The 15,307-nt window shown below is 40.9% G+C and carries 12 protein-coding genes, 1 tRNA gene and 1 pseudogene; 8 read left to right on the forward strand and 6 right to left on the reverse strand.

From position 1 onward, the window contains the following. Window positions 1-906, reverse strand: a 906-nt coding sequence (locus tag ACIQ6T_RS10245) for an HD domain-containing protein (RefSeq protein ID WP_395786060.1), incomplete at its 3' end; no start/stop codon positions are given. Window positions 907-986: 80 nt separating this feature from the next. On the opposite strand from ACIQ6T_RS10245, the gene ACIQ6T_RS10250 reads away from it, so the two are divergent. Next, a tRNA-Ile gene (locus ACIQ6T_RS10250) sits at window positions 987-1,060 on the forward strand. Between the two features lie 173 nt (window positions 1,061-1,233). Here the strand turns inward: ACIQ6T_RS10250 and ACIQ6T_RS10255 are convergent. The 4 genes from ACIQ6T_RS10255 to ACIQ6T_RS10270 all read right to left on the reverse strand — a co-directional run bounded on the left by ACIQ6T_RS10255 (window position 1,234) and on the right by ACIQ6T_RS10270 (window position 5,632). Further along, window positions 1,234-1,545 (reverse strand): helix-turn-helix domain-containing protein, encoded by a 312-nt coding sequence (locus ACIQ6T_RS10255; protein ID WP_395786062.1) that lies wholly within the window; start codon window positions 1,543-1,545, stop codon window positions 1,234-1,236. After that, entirely contained in the window at window positions 1,529-1,867 is a 339-nt protein-coding gene (locus tag ACIQ6T_RS10260; RefSeq protein WP_395786064.1) for a type II toxin-antitoxin system RelE/ParE family toxin, read from the reverse strand. The genes ACIQ6T_RS10255 and ACIQ6T_RS10260 overlap by 17 nt, the downstream gene beginning before the upstream one ends. A gap of 272 nt (window positions 1,868-2,139) precedes the next feature. Further along, window positions 2,140-3,393 (reverse strand): NRAMP family divalent metal transporter, encoded by a 1,254-nt coding sequence (locus ACIQ6T_RS10265; protein ID WP_395786066.1) that lies wholly within the window; start codon window positions 3,391-3,393, stop codon window positions 2,140-2,142. Between the two features lie 160 nt (window positions 3,394-3,553). Next, window positions 3,554-5,632 (reverse strand): PQQ-binding-like beta-propeller repeat protein, encoded by a 2,079-nt coding sequence (locus ACIQ6T_RS10270; protein ID WP_395786068.1) that lies wholly within the window; start codon window positions 5,630-5,632, stop codon window positions 3,554-3,556. 211 nt (window positions 5,633-5,843) lie between these two features. Here ACIQ6T_RS10270 and rhaT point away from each other — a divergent pair, with 211 nt between their 5' ends. The 7 genes from rhaT to ACIQ6T_RS10305 all read left to right on the forward strand — a co-directional run bounded on the left by rhaT (window position 5,844) and on the right by ACIQ6T_RS10305 (window position 14,828). After that, a complete protein-coding gene (gene rhaT, locus ACIQ6T_RS10275; RefSeq protein WP_395786070.1) occupies window positions 5,844-6,899 on the forward strand; it encodes an L-rhamnose/proton symporter RhaT in 1,056 nt (351 codons plus the stop codon). Between the two features lie 2 nt (window positions 6,900-6,901). Continuing rightward, window positions 6,902-7,909 (forward strand): GntR family transcriptional regulator, encoded by a 1,008-nt coding sequence (locus ACIQ6T_RS10280; protein WP_395786073.1) that lies wholly within the window; start codon window positions 6,902-6,904, stop codon window positions 7,907-7,909. Between the two features lie 132 nt (window positions 7,910-8,041). Then, the gene (leuC, locus tag ACIQ6T_RS10285) at window positions 8,042-9,445 is read left to right on the forward strand and encodes a 3-isopropylmalate dehydratase large subunit (RefSeq protein ID WP_395786075.1); all 1,404 of its coding nucleotides are present in this window, start codon (window positions 8,042-8,044) and stop codon (window positions 9,443-9,445) included. Between the two features lie 18 nt (window positions 9,446-9,463). Further along, a complete protein-coding gene (leuD, locus tag ACIQ6T_RS10290; protein ID WP_395786077.1) occupies window positions 9,464-10,054 on the forward strand; it encodes a 3-isopropylmalate dehydratase small subunit in 591 nt (196 codons plus the stop codon). Window positions 10,055-10,058: 4 nt separating this feature from the next. Further along, entirely contained in the window at window positions 10,059-11,570 is a 1,512-nt protein-coding gene (locus tag ACIQ6T_RS10295; protein ID WP_395786079.1) for an alpha-isopropylmalate synthase regulatory domain-containing protein, read from the forward strand. 8 nt (window positions 11,571-11,578) lie between these two features. Next, window positions 11,579-12,652: a 3-isopropylmalate dehydrogenase gene (gene leuB / locus ACIQ6T_RS10300; protein ID WP_395786081.1), complete on the forward strand. Its 1,074-nt coding sequence runs from the start codon at window positions 11,579-11,581 to the stop codon at window positions 12,650-12,652. A 64-nt stretch (window positions 12,653-12,716) separates the two neighbouring features. After that, the gene (locus ACIQ6T_RS10305; RefSeq protein WP_395786083.1) at window positions 12,717-14,828 is read left to right on the forward strand and encodes a S9 family peptidase; all 2,112 of its coding nucleotides are present in this window, start codon (window positions 12,717-12,719) and stop codon (window positions 14,826-14,828) included. A gap of 128 nt (window positions 14,829-14,956) precedes the next feature. On the opposite strand, the pseudogene ACIQ6T_RS10310 reads toward ACIQ6T_RS10305, so the two are convergent. Next, window positions 14,957-15,307 (reverse strand): annotated as a pseudogene (locus tag ACIQ6T_RS10310) (M42 family peptidase); the annotation flags it as partial.

Consider the following 15,307-nt stretch of genomic DNA (forward strand, 5'->3'; position numbering starts at 1 on the left):
CAGAATAGGGTCTGTTGCGTGCTTCCATTCTTTGATGGCGGCCCATACATCGTGATCGTCTAAATCTGTGAAGGCTAGCCATAGTTTATCGGTGCTTGCAAACTCTTCCCAGGTATAATCTTTCTTGAGGAAAGTCATGAGGGCGGAGGTGCATGTTAGTTTTTTGCCTTCGTGAATAAGGGTTTTGGCCCGACGAAGTATTTGGATCAACATGGTTTCTGCGGCGATGGCTGTTTTGTGCAAGTATACTTGCCAATACATCAGTCGGCGTGCCATCAAGAAATTTTCAATCGAATATATTCCTTTTTCTTCCATGACCAAATTCTCGTCTTGTAGGTCAAGCATACTCAATAGACGTTCGGAACCGATGAATCCTTCGCGTACGCCGGTATAAAACGAGTCACGGGAGAGGTAATCTAATCTGTCAACGTCCAGTTGGCTCGAAATCAATTGATGAAAAAATGGTCGTTCGTATTTTCCGCTAAACATATCGATGGCTAGTGCTAATCTGCCATCAAAATGTTCGTTCAGCTTTTTCATGAGGAGGTTTGAAATCTCTTCGTGGTGAACGTGATTGAGCAGTGTATATTCTAGTACATGTGAAAAAGGTCCGTGGCCTATATCGTGCAAAAGTATAGCGATAGCGGCGGCTTCTTTTTCTTGTTCGGTGATTGTATAGCCTTTCGCTTGCAGATTAGCGAGTGCTTGATCCATCAGGTGCATGGCGCCGAGGGCATGGTGAAAACGGGTATGGTGAGCACCTGGATAGACAAATTCAGCAAGTCCTAGTTGCTTGATTCGTTTGAGTCGCTGCACAAAAGGATGATCAATCAACTTGAGGATGAAGGGGTTATTGATCTTGATGAACCCGTATATGGGGTCGTTAATAATTTTCGTTGGAAACATACACGTTAAAATATTACCCCAAATGTAGTTAGAAAGCCAATAATTAATTAATTTTGCACCACATTAGTTTTAGCTAATGCGGACTTGTAGCTCAGCTGGTTAGAGCACCTGACTCATAATCAGGGGGTCCATGGTTCGAGCCCATGCTGGTCCACGAAGACACTCATCTGAACAGGTGGGTGTTTTTTTTTAGACGCTGGACATTAGACGCTGGACGTTAGACTGTGGACATTAGACCAATAGTCATTAATTCCTTCTAAGCTGTAGAGAGAATATTCTGTTTAACATCCAGAGTCCAGAGTCTAATGTCCAGCGTCTAATTCGCGTCTATTTTGCTTCTAACTTAATTGACAATTCCACCTTCCCGCCTAATCCTAGTTCAACAATTTTTTGTAGCGTCGAAAGCCTGACTTCCTTGATGTTATTTTCAATCTTTGAAATGTAGGATTTTGTCGTGCCTGCTTTTTGAGCTAACTCATCCTGTGTTAATCCAGCTTTTGTGCGTGCTTCTTGTAGCAAGATTCCAATTTTGAAATTTTCATAACCTTGTTCAAATTCATCGCGCTTTGTTGATCCTTTTAGGCCATAATGTTTCGTGACAAATTGATCCAATGTAGATGTATTAGTTTTCGCTTTCATATGCTTGTTTAATTGCAATTGCTTTGTCAATTTCCTTTTTAGGTGTTTTTTGTGATTTCTTTTGAAATCCATTTATAAGAATAATCAACTTACTTTCATCGAAAAAACAGAAAATTCTAAAAATTTCTGAACCGTATTGAATTCTTAATTCATAAATACCTTTTGTTCCAGTTACGTGCTTTATATATTTCTCAGCAATTTGATTATGTGACTCAATCACTTTGATTGTCCAAATGATTTTATCTTGAATCTTTTTATTCTGAGCAAGATAAAATAATTCAAAATAGTGCTTGTAAAATATTACTTGTCTGATTTTTGGCATGTCAAAGGTAATAAATTTATGTTGCACTAAAGTGAAACATGTCAATTATTTTTAGTGGGATTTTACTTTGCCAATAGTAATCAATTCGGATGATTGATCTATTTTAAAAACTGATAATCATGTAGAGACGCGATACTTCGCGTCTTACCAAATAAAAAGACGCGAAGTATCGCGTCTCTACAAGAGAACATATTTTGTTTAACGTCCAGCGTCTAATGTCCAGAGTCCAGCGTCTAACGTCCAGCGTCTAACGTCTGACGTCTAACTTGCCTCTAATTTATAAACTCAAAATACAATAGCGCCCCAGCAGCTAGCGACATGATGATCAAAGCCGCAAAACCCAAGACATTGGAGATTCGCGAGTTCACATATTCACCCATAATTTCCCGATTATTGGAAATATGAAGAATGATGCCAATCAATACCGGAGCAGTAATGCCATATAAAACGGCAGTGTAGATTAAGGCGTCTATGGGGGAGATGCCCACATAGTTCAGCGATAAACCGAGTATGAGTGAAATAGCAATGATGACATAAAAGCCTTTGGCTTCATGGAATTTTTTATCCAAGCCTTGCTTCCAACCAAAAGTCTCTGTGAACATATAGGAAAGTGATCCACTTAAAACAGGTATCGCGATAAGCCCTGTCCCAATAACCCCAATGGCAAAAAGAACATACGCCAAATCGCCAGCCAGCGGTTTCAACGCCATCGCAGCTTCTTCAACGGTATTTATTTGATGCATACCTGCTGAATACAATACCGTCCCGGTGGTCAGAATGATAAAATACATCACGAAGCCTGAGAATGTCATTCCAAAATCGACGCTTTGTTCCATATCATGTATGATTTTTTTATTAATCATCAGTGCCCGCCTATGATTCATCTCTTCTACTTCAATGGAGGCCTGCCAAAAGAATAAATAGGGTGAAATAGTAGTGCCTAATATGCCAACTAAAACCAGTAAGAATTCCCTATTCCATTGGATGGTGGGGATGAAAGTTGCTGCTATGATTGCCACAAAATCTTGCTTATATAGAAATGGGACAATAAAATACACCAGCATAACGATGCACAGGTATTTCAAAACGGCAGTGATTTTTTGATAGGGAAGGTAGATAGTGAGTCCGAGCAATAATACCGTAAACAGGACACTGAAATACGTCGCATCAATCGATGGGAAAAGTAAATTACCTACCGCCCCCATGCCAGCAATATCCGCACCGATATTCATCACAATGGCAGGGAAACTAAAAACCAACATCACATATAGAACGGGTTTGGGATAATGTTTTTTCAATGTCCCTGACAGTCCTTGTGAGGTAACTAACCCAATGCGCGCACACATTTGTTGGATCGCTGCCATCAGCGGAAAAGCCAAAATTGCCGTCCACAAAGTCTGTAAGCCAAAAGCAGCCCCCGCCTGAGAATACGTGGCAATTCCGGAAGGATCATCATCACTGGCACCTGTAATTAAACCTGGCCCGATGATTTTCCAGAAACGCTTTAATTTTGATTGTATTTTCATAGTGTTAATTTCACCTTTTAAAGGTTCACTTGCGTTATATGAAATTACAAATCTCTTTCAGAATTTTAATTGTTCTAGGACAAAAGACTGTAGAGACGCGATACTTCGCGCCTATTAACTCCGGACTAATGACTAGCGACTAGAGACTAGAGACTGACGTCTAGCGTCTAGCGTTTAAAGAAAAAGCTACATACTGATTCCCCTTCTTCGTCCCCAATTTCGTACCGCCACAAGCAATGACGATATACTGTTTTCCGTTGACTTGATAGGTGGCAGGCGTGGCGAAGCCAGCTGCGGGAAGTTTGGTTTTCCAGAGAAGTTGGCCGCTGTGGCGGTTGTAGATTCGGAACATGCCGTCTTTGGAAGCGGCGATGGCTAGTAGGCCATTTTCAGTAATTAGTGGACCACCGTAATTTTCGGTACCTGTATTTAGAATGTTTTTAGCAGCGAGTATCGGTTCATCGCCAAACGGTATTTTCCACAGGTATTTACCCGTATTCATATCGATAGCCTGTATGGTTCCCCAAGGTGGGCTGATGGCTGGTAGTCCCTGACTATCCAAAAACTTATTGTAGCCCGTTATGCGGTAAGGAAGAACTGGGGTTTTTCCATTGGTGGACACCACCTCTTTAGGCGTTTCTCCCGCTATAAAATTTACTAATTCCTCCCGTGTTGCTTTATCAATTTGTGGAAATCCGGGCATCATTCCTTTGCCTTGAGTAATGATTTGACTCAAAAATACTTTGTTTCTACGTTTGAATACCTCCGTGAGACTTGGGTATCCACTTGCTGGATTCCCTTGTAATTTATCCCCATGGCATGAGGCACAATACTGCGTATATGTTTTTGATGCGGTCGGGGATGTCTGTTTGGTAGACACCATCGTTAGTATCCATGGCATCTCATTACTATTAATATATACAATTCCTTTTTTAGGATCTGCGCCCGCTCCGCCCCATTCGGCACCCCCATCAAAACCCGGCAAAATCAAATTGCCTTGTAATGTAGGTGCCGCATGCCATCCCTTTTCTATTTGGCCAAATTTTTGACGGAGTTCTGATTGATTGTTGGCATACGGATTAATGTCTTTTGCCGTTATTTCGTCCGACTGCCTTGCGTAAGGTTTTGGTATTGTTGGCATCGGCTGCGTTTTCCATGCATGTTCGCCCAAAAGGGTTGAACCTTTTACCGGACGTTCAATAATCGGGAAAAGTGGTTTTCCTGTAACGCGATCAAAACAAAATACATAGCCTTGTTTCGTAACTTGAACCACTGCATCCACTGGTTTTCCACGATGAATCACGGTAATTAAATTAGGAGGTGCTGGTAAATCTCGATCCCAAACATCATGATGTGTCGTTTGAAAATGCCAAAGCCTTTTACCTGTTCGCGCATCTAAGGCCAATAGACAATTGGCAAATAAATTACTGCCTTTCCGATTTCCACCATAGAAATCAAATCCCGCGGAGCCTGTCGGAACATATAGAATACCACGTTTCTCATCTAAAGCCATGCCCGACCAATTATTTGCGGCGCCTGTATATTCATTTTTGTAGGCATCTTTCGGAAAGGTTTCATATCCAAATTCGCCTGGATAGGGAATCGTATGAAATGTCCAAGCAACTTTTCCCGTGTAAATATCATAGGCGCGAATGTCGCCTGGTGCCGCATCTGCTCCTTCAGATAAGCGGAGTGGCATGACAATTAAGTTCTCAAAAACGGTTCCTGGTGTATTGGAAATAATGAATTTGTTTTGCGCGATGGCAGGCAATCCGGTATGTAAATCTACTTTTCCCTTGTCGCCAAATGTGTCAATGGGCTTTCCGGTTTTGGCATCTAAGGCCCAGAGATTGGGGCCAACGGTATAGAGTATACGTCCTTTGGCATAACTTACGCCGCGTGAAGTACTTGCCCCGTTTTTCAAAGGATCCCCAAATCGCCAGATTTCTTTCCCCGTCGCCGCATCTAAGGCAAAGGCCTGCACAGACGCGGAAACCCCATATAAAACACCATCTACGATAATGGGATTCGCCTGCATTTGGCCTGAATCAGGTAAGGAATAGGTCCATGCAACTTGCAAATCCTTTACATTTTCAGGTGTGATTTGATTCAATGTGGAGTAATGATTCCGATCCGGACCACCCAAATAGGAGGCCCACTGGGTGTAATCGGTATCTTTTTGCGTCCAAGCAAGGAGTGCGAGTGCAATGAGAAGCGATGGAGGGTAATGTAATTTCATAGGCCAACTGTCCTACTATATCTAAGGACTGTTATTTTGAATATTAAAATAGATTTGTAGCTTGCTTTCAAATCTAGACCTTGAAATTTATGAAAATTCTGTTGCAGAAATTGTTCGACTCGAACTTTTTTATTTGTTCCAACTGATGCTTCTATCTTTTTTGTGCACATTTAGATTTAGAAAAATTTAGTTATAGCTATAATTATAAGGTATGGGATCGTTATTGGGATTATTTTTTCATTCGTTGGGTGGTTTCGCCTCTGGCTCATTTTATATACCCTATCGAAAAATTCATGTATGGTCTTGGGAAAGTGCTTGGATTGTTGGCGGCGTATTCTCCTGGTTGATTGTACCCATAATTGCCGCTTATTTAACTATTCCAGATTTTATGGTGATTATCCAACAAGTTGATTCGGATGTATTTTTCTGGACGTTTACGTTTGGAATTTTGTGGGGAATTGGAGGCTTGACTTTTGGATTAGCCATGCGCTATTTGGGTATGTCGCTGGGCATGTCGATTGCCTTAAGTTTGTGTAGTATTTTCGGAGCTTTGGTTCCACCCATTTACCGTGAATTAGCGGGTGTAAAAGGTGACACGATTTCGCATATTGTGGGTAGTTCAGGTGGTCAGGTTGTTTTGCTAGGTATTTTGGTATGTGTTTTTGGTATCTATTTATGTGGTAAGGCGGGCATGATGAAAGAGGGGGAATTATCTACGGAACAAAAGCAGGAAACAATTAAGGAGTTTAGTTTAATGAAGGGATTGATTGTGGCGACGATTTCAGGATTATGTAGTGCGTGTTTTAATTTTGGTATTGAGGCGGGAAAAGATATGGCGGGTGCCGCTGTGGCCAATGGCTGTGATCCCTTGTTTCAAAATAATGTTATTTTTATCGTCGTACTTTGGGGTGGTTTTTTAACCAATTTCGTGTATTGTATGTATTTGAATTTTTCGAATAAGACTTTTGGTGATTATTTGAATGCCAAAGCGCCGCTTCGAATGAATTATTTATTCGCGGCAGTTGCCGGGACGACCTGGTTTTTGCAGTTCTTTTTTTATGGAATGGGAGAAAGCAAATTGGGCAATGGCGCTAGTTCATGGATTTTGCACATGGCAACCATCATTATGACTTCAAATTTTTGGGGCTTGTATTTTAAAGAGTGGAAGGGTGTTTCATCTAACACGTTTCGAACGGTGATATCGGGTATTTTAGTAATTTTGATTTCGGTTATCATTGTAGGTATAGGTAATTCCATGACTGATTAACTATGTTAAAACTGATTAATATCGATGTATTTTCCTCAACGCCAAAATATCGGCAGTTGGCAAATTCCATTATCAAAGGAATTCAATCCGGTCAGATTAAACAAGGTGATGTTCTGCCTTCGATTAATGAATTAAGCTTTGAGCATTATATTTCGCGGATTACGGTGGAGAAGGGATATAATTATTTGAAGTCGTTGGGTATCGTAGAATCGGTTCGAGGCAAGGGCTTTTTTGTGAGCGTCGGCGGCGTCCCCCCTAATTTTCGCATCTTTTTGTTATTCAATAAGTTATCTGTTCATAAAAAAATTATTTATGATTCCTTTGTGGCCGCAATGGGGCCTGGGGTAGGTATTGACTTTTACATTTACAATAATGATTTTAACTTATTTAAGCGAATTGTATCGAAGCGTGAATTAGACTATTCTCATATTGTTATTATTCCACATTTCATGGAGGGTGATTCCATCGCGGTTGATTTCATTAATTCGTTGCCGAAGGAAAAGCTCATTTTGGTGGATAAATTAATTCCGGGTATTCAAGGTTCTTATGGTGCCATTTATGAGGATTTTGAAAATGATATATATAAAACATTGGTAGAAGCGAAAGATGCGCTAATGAAATATCATAAAGTACAACTTGTGTTTCCTCAATCCAGTTATTATTCAATAGATATCTTACGTGGTTTTGAGCACTTTTGCCGTGACTTTGCATTTGAGTTTGCTGTCGTGGAACATGCTGAGCCTGAAGTTGGTAGCGTTTACATAATGGTTATGGAAGATGATTTAATAGACATATTGGATAAAATCAAAGAAAAAAACCTAACGCTTGGGAAAGACATAGGATTGATTTCCTATAATGAAACTCCGATCAAGCGACTTTTATTTGAGGGAATTTCAACGATATCTACTGATTTCGTAAAAATGGGTGAAATGGCAGCTGAACTAGTGATTACCAATTCGCGCACAAAGATTACAAATCCATTCTCATTCATTCGCCGCGCATCCTTGTGAGACGTGGTATTTACCAAATTTTATTTGGTAAAATTCTAATTTGACAGCCCTATATCTTTGTATTTTCGCTAAAATAATAGCATTTTTGTAGCTTAATTTTAGTGAAAGCGCTTAAAAATTTAAAATATAGAAATGAGTAATTCTCCAAAAACCTTGTTTGATAAAGTTTGGGATTCCCATGTGATTCGGAAGATTGAAGATGGTCCGGATGTTTTCTTTATTGATCGTCATTTTATTCATGAGGTAACTAGTCCGGTTGCTTTTTTGGGCCTTAAAACACGCGGTATAGGTGTTATGTCCCCTGAGCGTACTTTTGCGACGGCTGATCACAATACGCCTACGATTAACCAACACCTTCCTGTTGAGGATGCGTTGTCGGCGAATCAATTAAAACAATTAGCTACTAATTCTGCTCAGCATGGTATTACGCATTGGGGTTTAGGTGATCCCAAGAACGGCATTGTACACGTAATTGGACCAGAAAATGGAATAACATTACCAGGTTTTACGATTGTTTGCGGTGATTCACATACGTCTACGCATGGCGCATTTGGTGCGATTGCATTTGGCATAGGTACATCAGAAGTTGAGATGGTTTTATCTTCTCAATGTATTATGCAACCTAAGCCTAAAAAGATGCGCATCAACGTGAATGGCGTATTAGGAAAAGGTGTTACGCCCAAAGACGTCGCTTTATACATTATTTCAAAGTTAACAACATCCGGTGCGACAGGTTATTTCGTTGAATATGCGGGCGATGTGTTTGAAAATATGTCGATGGAAGGTCGAATGACAGTTTGCAATTTAAGTATTGAGATGGGCGCTCGTGGAGGAATGATTGCACCTGATCAAACGACATTTGATTATATCGAAGGACGTGAGTTAGCGCCTAAGGGTTCAGATTGGGATACGCAATTAGCTTATTGGAAAACATTGAAGACTGATCAAGGAGCTACTTTTGACGAAGAAATTAATTTCAATGCCGCTGATATTGAACCGATGATTACCTACGGAACGAATCCAGGAATGGGTATGGGTATCTCGAAACATATTCCAAAAGCAACTGATGTAGAAGGTGGTGTAGCCACATATGCAAAGTCATTGGATTACATGGGATTCTCGGAGGATGATGCGATGATTGGTAAGCAAGTAGATTACGTGTTTATTGGGTCGTGTACCAATGGTCGGATTGAAGACTTTAGAGCTTTTGCATCGATTGTTAAGGGACGCAAAAAAGCGGATCATGTGACGGCTTGGGTAGTTCCAGGTTCACATATTGTGGAAGCACAAATTAAGGAAGAAGGTATTTTAGATATATTGACGGAGGCGGGATTTGTGTTGCGCCAACCGGGTTGTTCGGCATGTTTAGCCATGAATGACGATAAGATTCCGGCTGGAAAATATGCGGTCAGTACATCGAATCGTAATTTTGAAGGCCGACAAGGCCCTGGGTCTCGTACGTTATTGGCAAGTCCATTAGTAGCTGCAGCTGCAGCTGTGACCGGGGTTGTAACAGATCCAAGACATTTTTTATAAGATTTAACAGAGAGCGATATGGCTTACGATAGTTTTAGTGTTTTGACAAGTACGGCGGTTCCCATGCCTATTGAGAATGTGGATACCGACCAAATCATCCCAGCGCGTTTCTTGAAAGCAACGGAACGTAAAGGCTTTGGTGATAATTTATTTAGAGATTGGCGTTACGATAAAAACGATCAGCCTAAGGCGGATTTCGTTTTGAACAACCCAACCTATTCAGGAAAGATTTTGGTGGGAGGAAAGAACTTCGGTTCAGGATCTTCACGTGAACATGCTGCTTGGGCGATTTATGACTACGGTTTTCGATGCGTGGTATCGTCTTTCTTTGCAGATATTTTTAGAGGTAATTCGATCAACATTGGCATTTTACCTGTTCAAGTTTCACCTGAATTTTTGCACCAAATTTTCGAAGCTATTGAAAAAGATGCTAAGTCTGAATTAGTGGTGGATTTGCCAGCGCAAACCATTACGATTTCGTCAACAGGTGCTTCGGAATCTTTTGAGATTAATGGCTATAAGAAACATAATTTATTAAATGGTTTCGATGACATTGATTACCTACAAGCGATGAAATCAGAGATCGCAGCTTTTGCAACTAATCGCTAATCAGATGCGTCATATTGAAATCATGGATACCACCCTTCGGGATGGGGAGCAGACAAGCGGTGTGTCTTTTTCGGCTACCGAAAAGTTGACAATAGCCCAATTGTTATTGACTGAATTAAAGGTCGATCGCATTGAGATTGCGTCAGCGCGTGTCTCTGAAGGTGAATTTCAAGCGGTTAAAAAAATCACAACCTGGGCCAATTCAGTTGGTTATCTAGATCGTGTCGAAGTTCTGACATTTGTGGATGGGGGAACTTCAGTGCAGTGGATGGTAGATGCGGGAGCGAAGGTGATGAATTTATTGACGAAGGGGTCATTGAATCATTTACAACACCAATTGAAAAAAACGCCGGAACAGCATTTTGCTGAAATCGAAGAAACTATTCGGTTGGCAATTTCAAATGATCTTTCTGTTAATGTGTACTTAGAGGATTGGAGTAACGGCATGCGTAATTCGAAGGATTATGTGTTGCAATACTTAGACTTTTTGACTCAATTGCCCATAAAGCGCGTCTTACTACCTGATACATTAGGTGTGTTAACACATTGGGAAACAGCAGCTTATGTGAAAGAGTTGGTTGATCGTTATCCAACTACCCATTTTGATTTTCATGCACATAATGATTATGATTTAGGGACAGCGAATGCCTTAGAAGCTGTGCGAAATGGTGTTCATGGTCTTCATTTAACAGTCAATGGAATGGGCGAACGTGCTGGAAATGCACCTTTAGCTTCTGTCATAGCTGTTTTGAATGATTATCAAAAAGATATCAAAACGTCGGTTTGTGAGAAATCTTTGTATACCGTAAGTAAGTTGGTGGAATCTTTCTCGGGATTTCGTATCCCTGTCAACAAGCCAGTTGTAGGTGAAAATGTATTTACGCAAACTGCCGGAATTCACGCGGATGGTGACAAAAAGAATAATCTCTACTTTAATGAATTGATGCCGGAGCGTTTTGGTCGTGCGCGTAAATATGCGTTGGGTAAAACATCTGGAAAAGCAAATATTGAGAATAACTTGTCGGCACTGGGCATTCAGTTATCCGACCAAGATTTAAAGAAAGTTACCCAGCGCATCATTGAATTGGGTGACCGTAAAGAGGTTGTTACGCAAGATGATTTACCGTATATCATTTCGGATGTATTGGATTCGAATACGATTGAAGAACGAGTTCAGGTATTGAATTATGTGTTAACACATTCCAAAGATTTACGTCCATCTGTGACGTTAAAGATATCCGTAGATGGAGAGATTTTTGAAGAGCATGCGCAAGGTGATGGTCAATATGATGCATTTATGCATGCTTTGGCCATAATTTTTGAGAAGAAAGGTCAGAAATTAGCTCAGTTAACAGACTATGCTGTTCGAATTCCGCCTGGAGGAGAATCAGATGCGTTGTGTGAGACGATTATTACGTGGTCATTTAATGGGCGCGAGTTAATCACACGTGGCTTAGATAGTGACCAAACCGTGTCTGCCATTAAGGCGACGCAAAAAATGTTGAATTTGATTTAATTAATATCATGGCAAAAAAACATATCCTAATTGTTCCAGGTGATGGAATTGGACAAGAAGTTACCGAAGTAGGTAAAAAAGTATTAGAAAAAATTGCGGCCAAATTTGGTCATGATTTTACGTATGACGAGGCGTTAATTGGTCACGTGGCGATTGAGGCGACAGGAGATGCTTTACCAGCGGAGACGTTGGAAAAAATGAAAGCGTCTGATGCGGTACTTTTTGGTGCAGTAGGGCATCCAAAATATGATAATGATCCATCAGCGAAGGTTCGACCGGAGCAAGGATTGTTGAAGATGCGTAAGGAGTTAGGTTTGTATGCGAATCTACGTCCGATTAAATTGTTTGATGAGTTATTGTCTGCTTCAAGCATTAAGCCTGAAATCTTAAAGGGAGCTGATATTTTGTTTTTCCGTGAATTGACGGGAGATATTTATTTCGGTGAAAAAGGCCGTAAGAACAATGGCGATACGGCTTATGATGTAGCAGAATATAGTCGTTACGAAGTAGAGCGTATCGGTCGTAAAGCATTTGAAGCTGCTCGGACACGGAAGAAGCATTTAGTTTCAGTGGATAAGGCAAACGTGTTGGAGTCTTCGCGTTTATGGCGTGAAGAGATTCAAAAGTTGTCCTTAGAATATCCAGACGTAACCGTTGAATATCAATTTGTGGATGCTACAGCGATGTTGTTAATCAAGGATCCAAAGCGTTTTGATGTGGTTGTTACGGCCAACTTGTTTGGAGATATTTTAACGGACGAAGCTTCTCAAATTGCAGGATCAATGGGTATGTTGGCCTCCGCATCTATCGGTGATGGAACGGGTGTTTATGAGCCTATTCACGGTTCTGCGCATGATATAACAGGAATGGGTTTAGCTAATCCAATGGCCTCTGTATTGTCGGCAGCCTTGTTATTAGATATATCGTTTGGTATGAAGGCAGAATCTGAAGCAGTGATTAATGCAGTAGATCAAGTTTTAAAGAAAGGTTTCCGTACGGGAGACATCGCTGATGCGTCAACTGATAAATCAATGATTCTTGGAACGGATGCGATCGGAGAAGAAATTCTAAAGTTGATTTAATCTTTAAATTTTATTTCTAATTTTAAGGCTTGCGATATATTTCGTAGGCCTTATTTTTTTTTCTATGCGTATTTTATTCTTCCTGCTTGTTTCATGCAGTGTTTTTGCCCAACAAACCATTCAGGTTACTGATTTGCTTAAAATTAAAACGGTTGGGAAACCTGCGTTTTCGCCGGATGGTAAATCAATTTTATATACGGTTACCTCGATTGAGGATGACGCGGAGAAGAAGGGAGATTTTGTCTATCAAACACATTTACACGTGGCAGATTTGGCTACTAAGACGAATCGTCCCTTGACGGCTGGGAAATTCAGCATTTCAAATCCTACATGGAGTCCAGATGGACATCATATTCTTTTTTCGCGTGACCTAGGGTCAAAGTCGCAAGCGTACATTTTATCGCTTTCTGGCGGCGAACCCATGGCGGCAACTTCCGTTGTATCGGGTGTTCAAAATCCAGTTTGGGCTAAATCTGGTGATGCATTGTTTTTTCAATCTTCGATTTCATTGAAGGATTTTTATACGGATACTACGTGGAATAAAGCGAAAAGTAGACCTTCGTGGGCGCTCGAAAAACCTGGAATCATTACGGCTAATTATGTACCTCAGTCAAAAGCGAATCCGAACGGGAGTTTAGAGGAGATTCGTGCGTATTTGGCACAAAACGAAAAAGATAAAAAGGCCAAAGTTATTAATCGTCTTCAATTTCAAGAGGAGACGGCTACTTCAGGTGAAATGATGTTATCGGCACTGTTTATGCAGCCGACTACCCCTGGCGCGAGACCGGTTCAAATAAATAATCCATTACACCGCTGGTCGGATTGGGAGCAATTGAATGCCAATGAGTTACTGGTTGTGTTACCTGCGGATAGTTTAATACATCCCGACAAAGTTCAGGAGAGTCAAATTGTATCCTTTGATCTCCGTACTAAATCGTATAAATCCATTCTGATAAAGCCGGGTTATCGCTATTCTAATTTAACCTTAAGTTCGAAAGGGGACCAGTTGGCCTTTTTCGAAGCTAAATCATCAGGTGTATCAAATCCAGTCTTGAAGCTGTTGAATTTTAATACGGGCTTGATTCAGACGGTGAATTTGGACAGAGTGATTACCCAAGTAAAGTGGTCGGCAGATGATGCCAAATTATTTCTTACACCGCAGGATCACGGCGCCGTACCGATTGTCGCCTATACGATTAGCACGCAGCAGTTTGAAACACTGACATCGACGGAAGATGGTGTATTGGGTTTTGATTTTAATGGCGTTGATTTCGTTTATGCCAAAACTGGTATAACAAATCCATCTGAATTGTATGTACATACGGGAGGAAAAGTGTCTCCATTGACGGAATTAAATTCAGGATGGTTAGCAACTAAAACACTAACCAAGGCTGAAAAACATGTGTTTACGAACTCCAAAGGTCAAGTTATTGATTATTGGGTCATGAAACCGATTGGCTATGAAGCTGGCAAGAAATATCCATTAGTTACTGAGATTCATGGTGGTCCTACGGCTATGTGGGGAACGGGTGAGGCAAGTATGTGGCATGAATTTCAATATTATGCAGCACAAGGTATGGGCATCGTCTATTGCAATCCGCGCGGCAGTGGTGGCTATGGAACGGCATTTATGGCAAGTAATGTGAAAGATTGGGGAGCTGGACCGATGGCTGATGTAATGAAAGCTACCGATTTAGCCATTAAAGAAGGTTGGGCAGATACGACGCGTTTGGCAGTAACAGGAGGTTCGTATGCCGGTTATCTTGTGACTTGGATTGTTGGCCATACCAATCGATTTAAAGTTGCTGCTTCACAGCGTGGCGTATATGAATTGTCAACGTTTTATGGAGAGGGCAATGCGTGGCGTTTGGTGCCCAATTATTTTGGCGGGTATCCGTGGGAAAAAGCAACACGTGCTATATTAGACCGCGAATCACCGTTGACCTATGTGGCCAATATCAAAACACCGCTGATCATTTTCCATGGTGAAAATGACTTACGTACAGGTGTGATTCAAAGTGAGATGTTATATAAGAGTTTGAAGCAATTGGGTCGCGAAGTTGAATATGTGCGTCATCCAGGTGCTTCGCATGAAATTACGCGTGCGGGTAACAATCGCCAACGGATCGATCAGATGTTACGGACGTGGGAGTTTTTTGCTAGATATTTAAAATAGTAATCAGTAATCAGTAGTCAGTGGACAGGAATCTAATTTAATATTTAGAGACAAAATTAATCGACTACTGTCCACTGACTACTGACTACTGACTACTGACTACTGTCCACTGATTACTGACTACTACTTTAGCTAAAATACCTCCAATCCTCATTACCTTTTACCTTCAGTAAAGATTGATAGATCAATTCAATAACCGCCTCCATATCGCTTTTGGCAATTGTTTCGACGGTTGTATGCATGTATTTTAGTGGCAATGAAATCAAGGCTGAAGCGACACCTTCTGTTGCATAGGCAAACGCATCGGTATCCGTTCCAGTGGAGCGTGAAACGGCTTGACGTTGGAAGTCAATGTTGTTTTCTTTCGCTACATCAATGATAAAATCACGCACATTATTTTGAACCGCTGGTCCATAGCAGATAACTGGCCCTTTTCCGCACGACATATCACCTTGTATTTTTTTGTTGTACATGGGTGA

It is taken from the genome of Aquirufa sp. (assembly GCF_044377215.1).
In the GTDB taxonomy this organism is placed as follows: domain Bacteria; phylum Bacteroidota; class Bacteroidia; order Cytophagales; family Spirosomataceae; genus Aquirufa.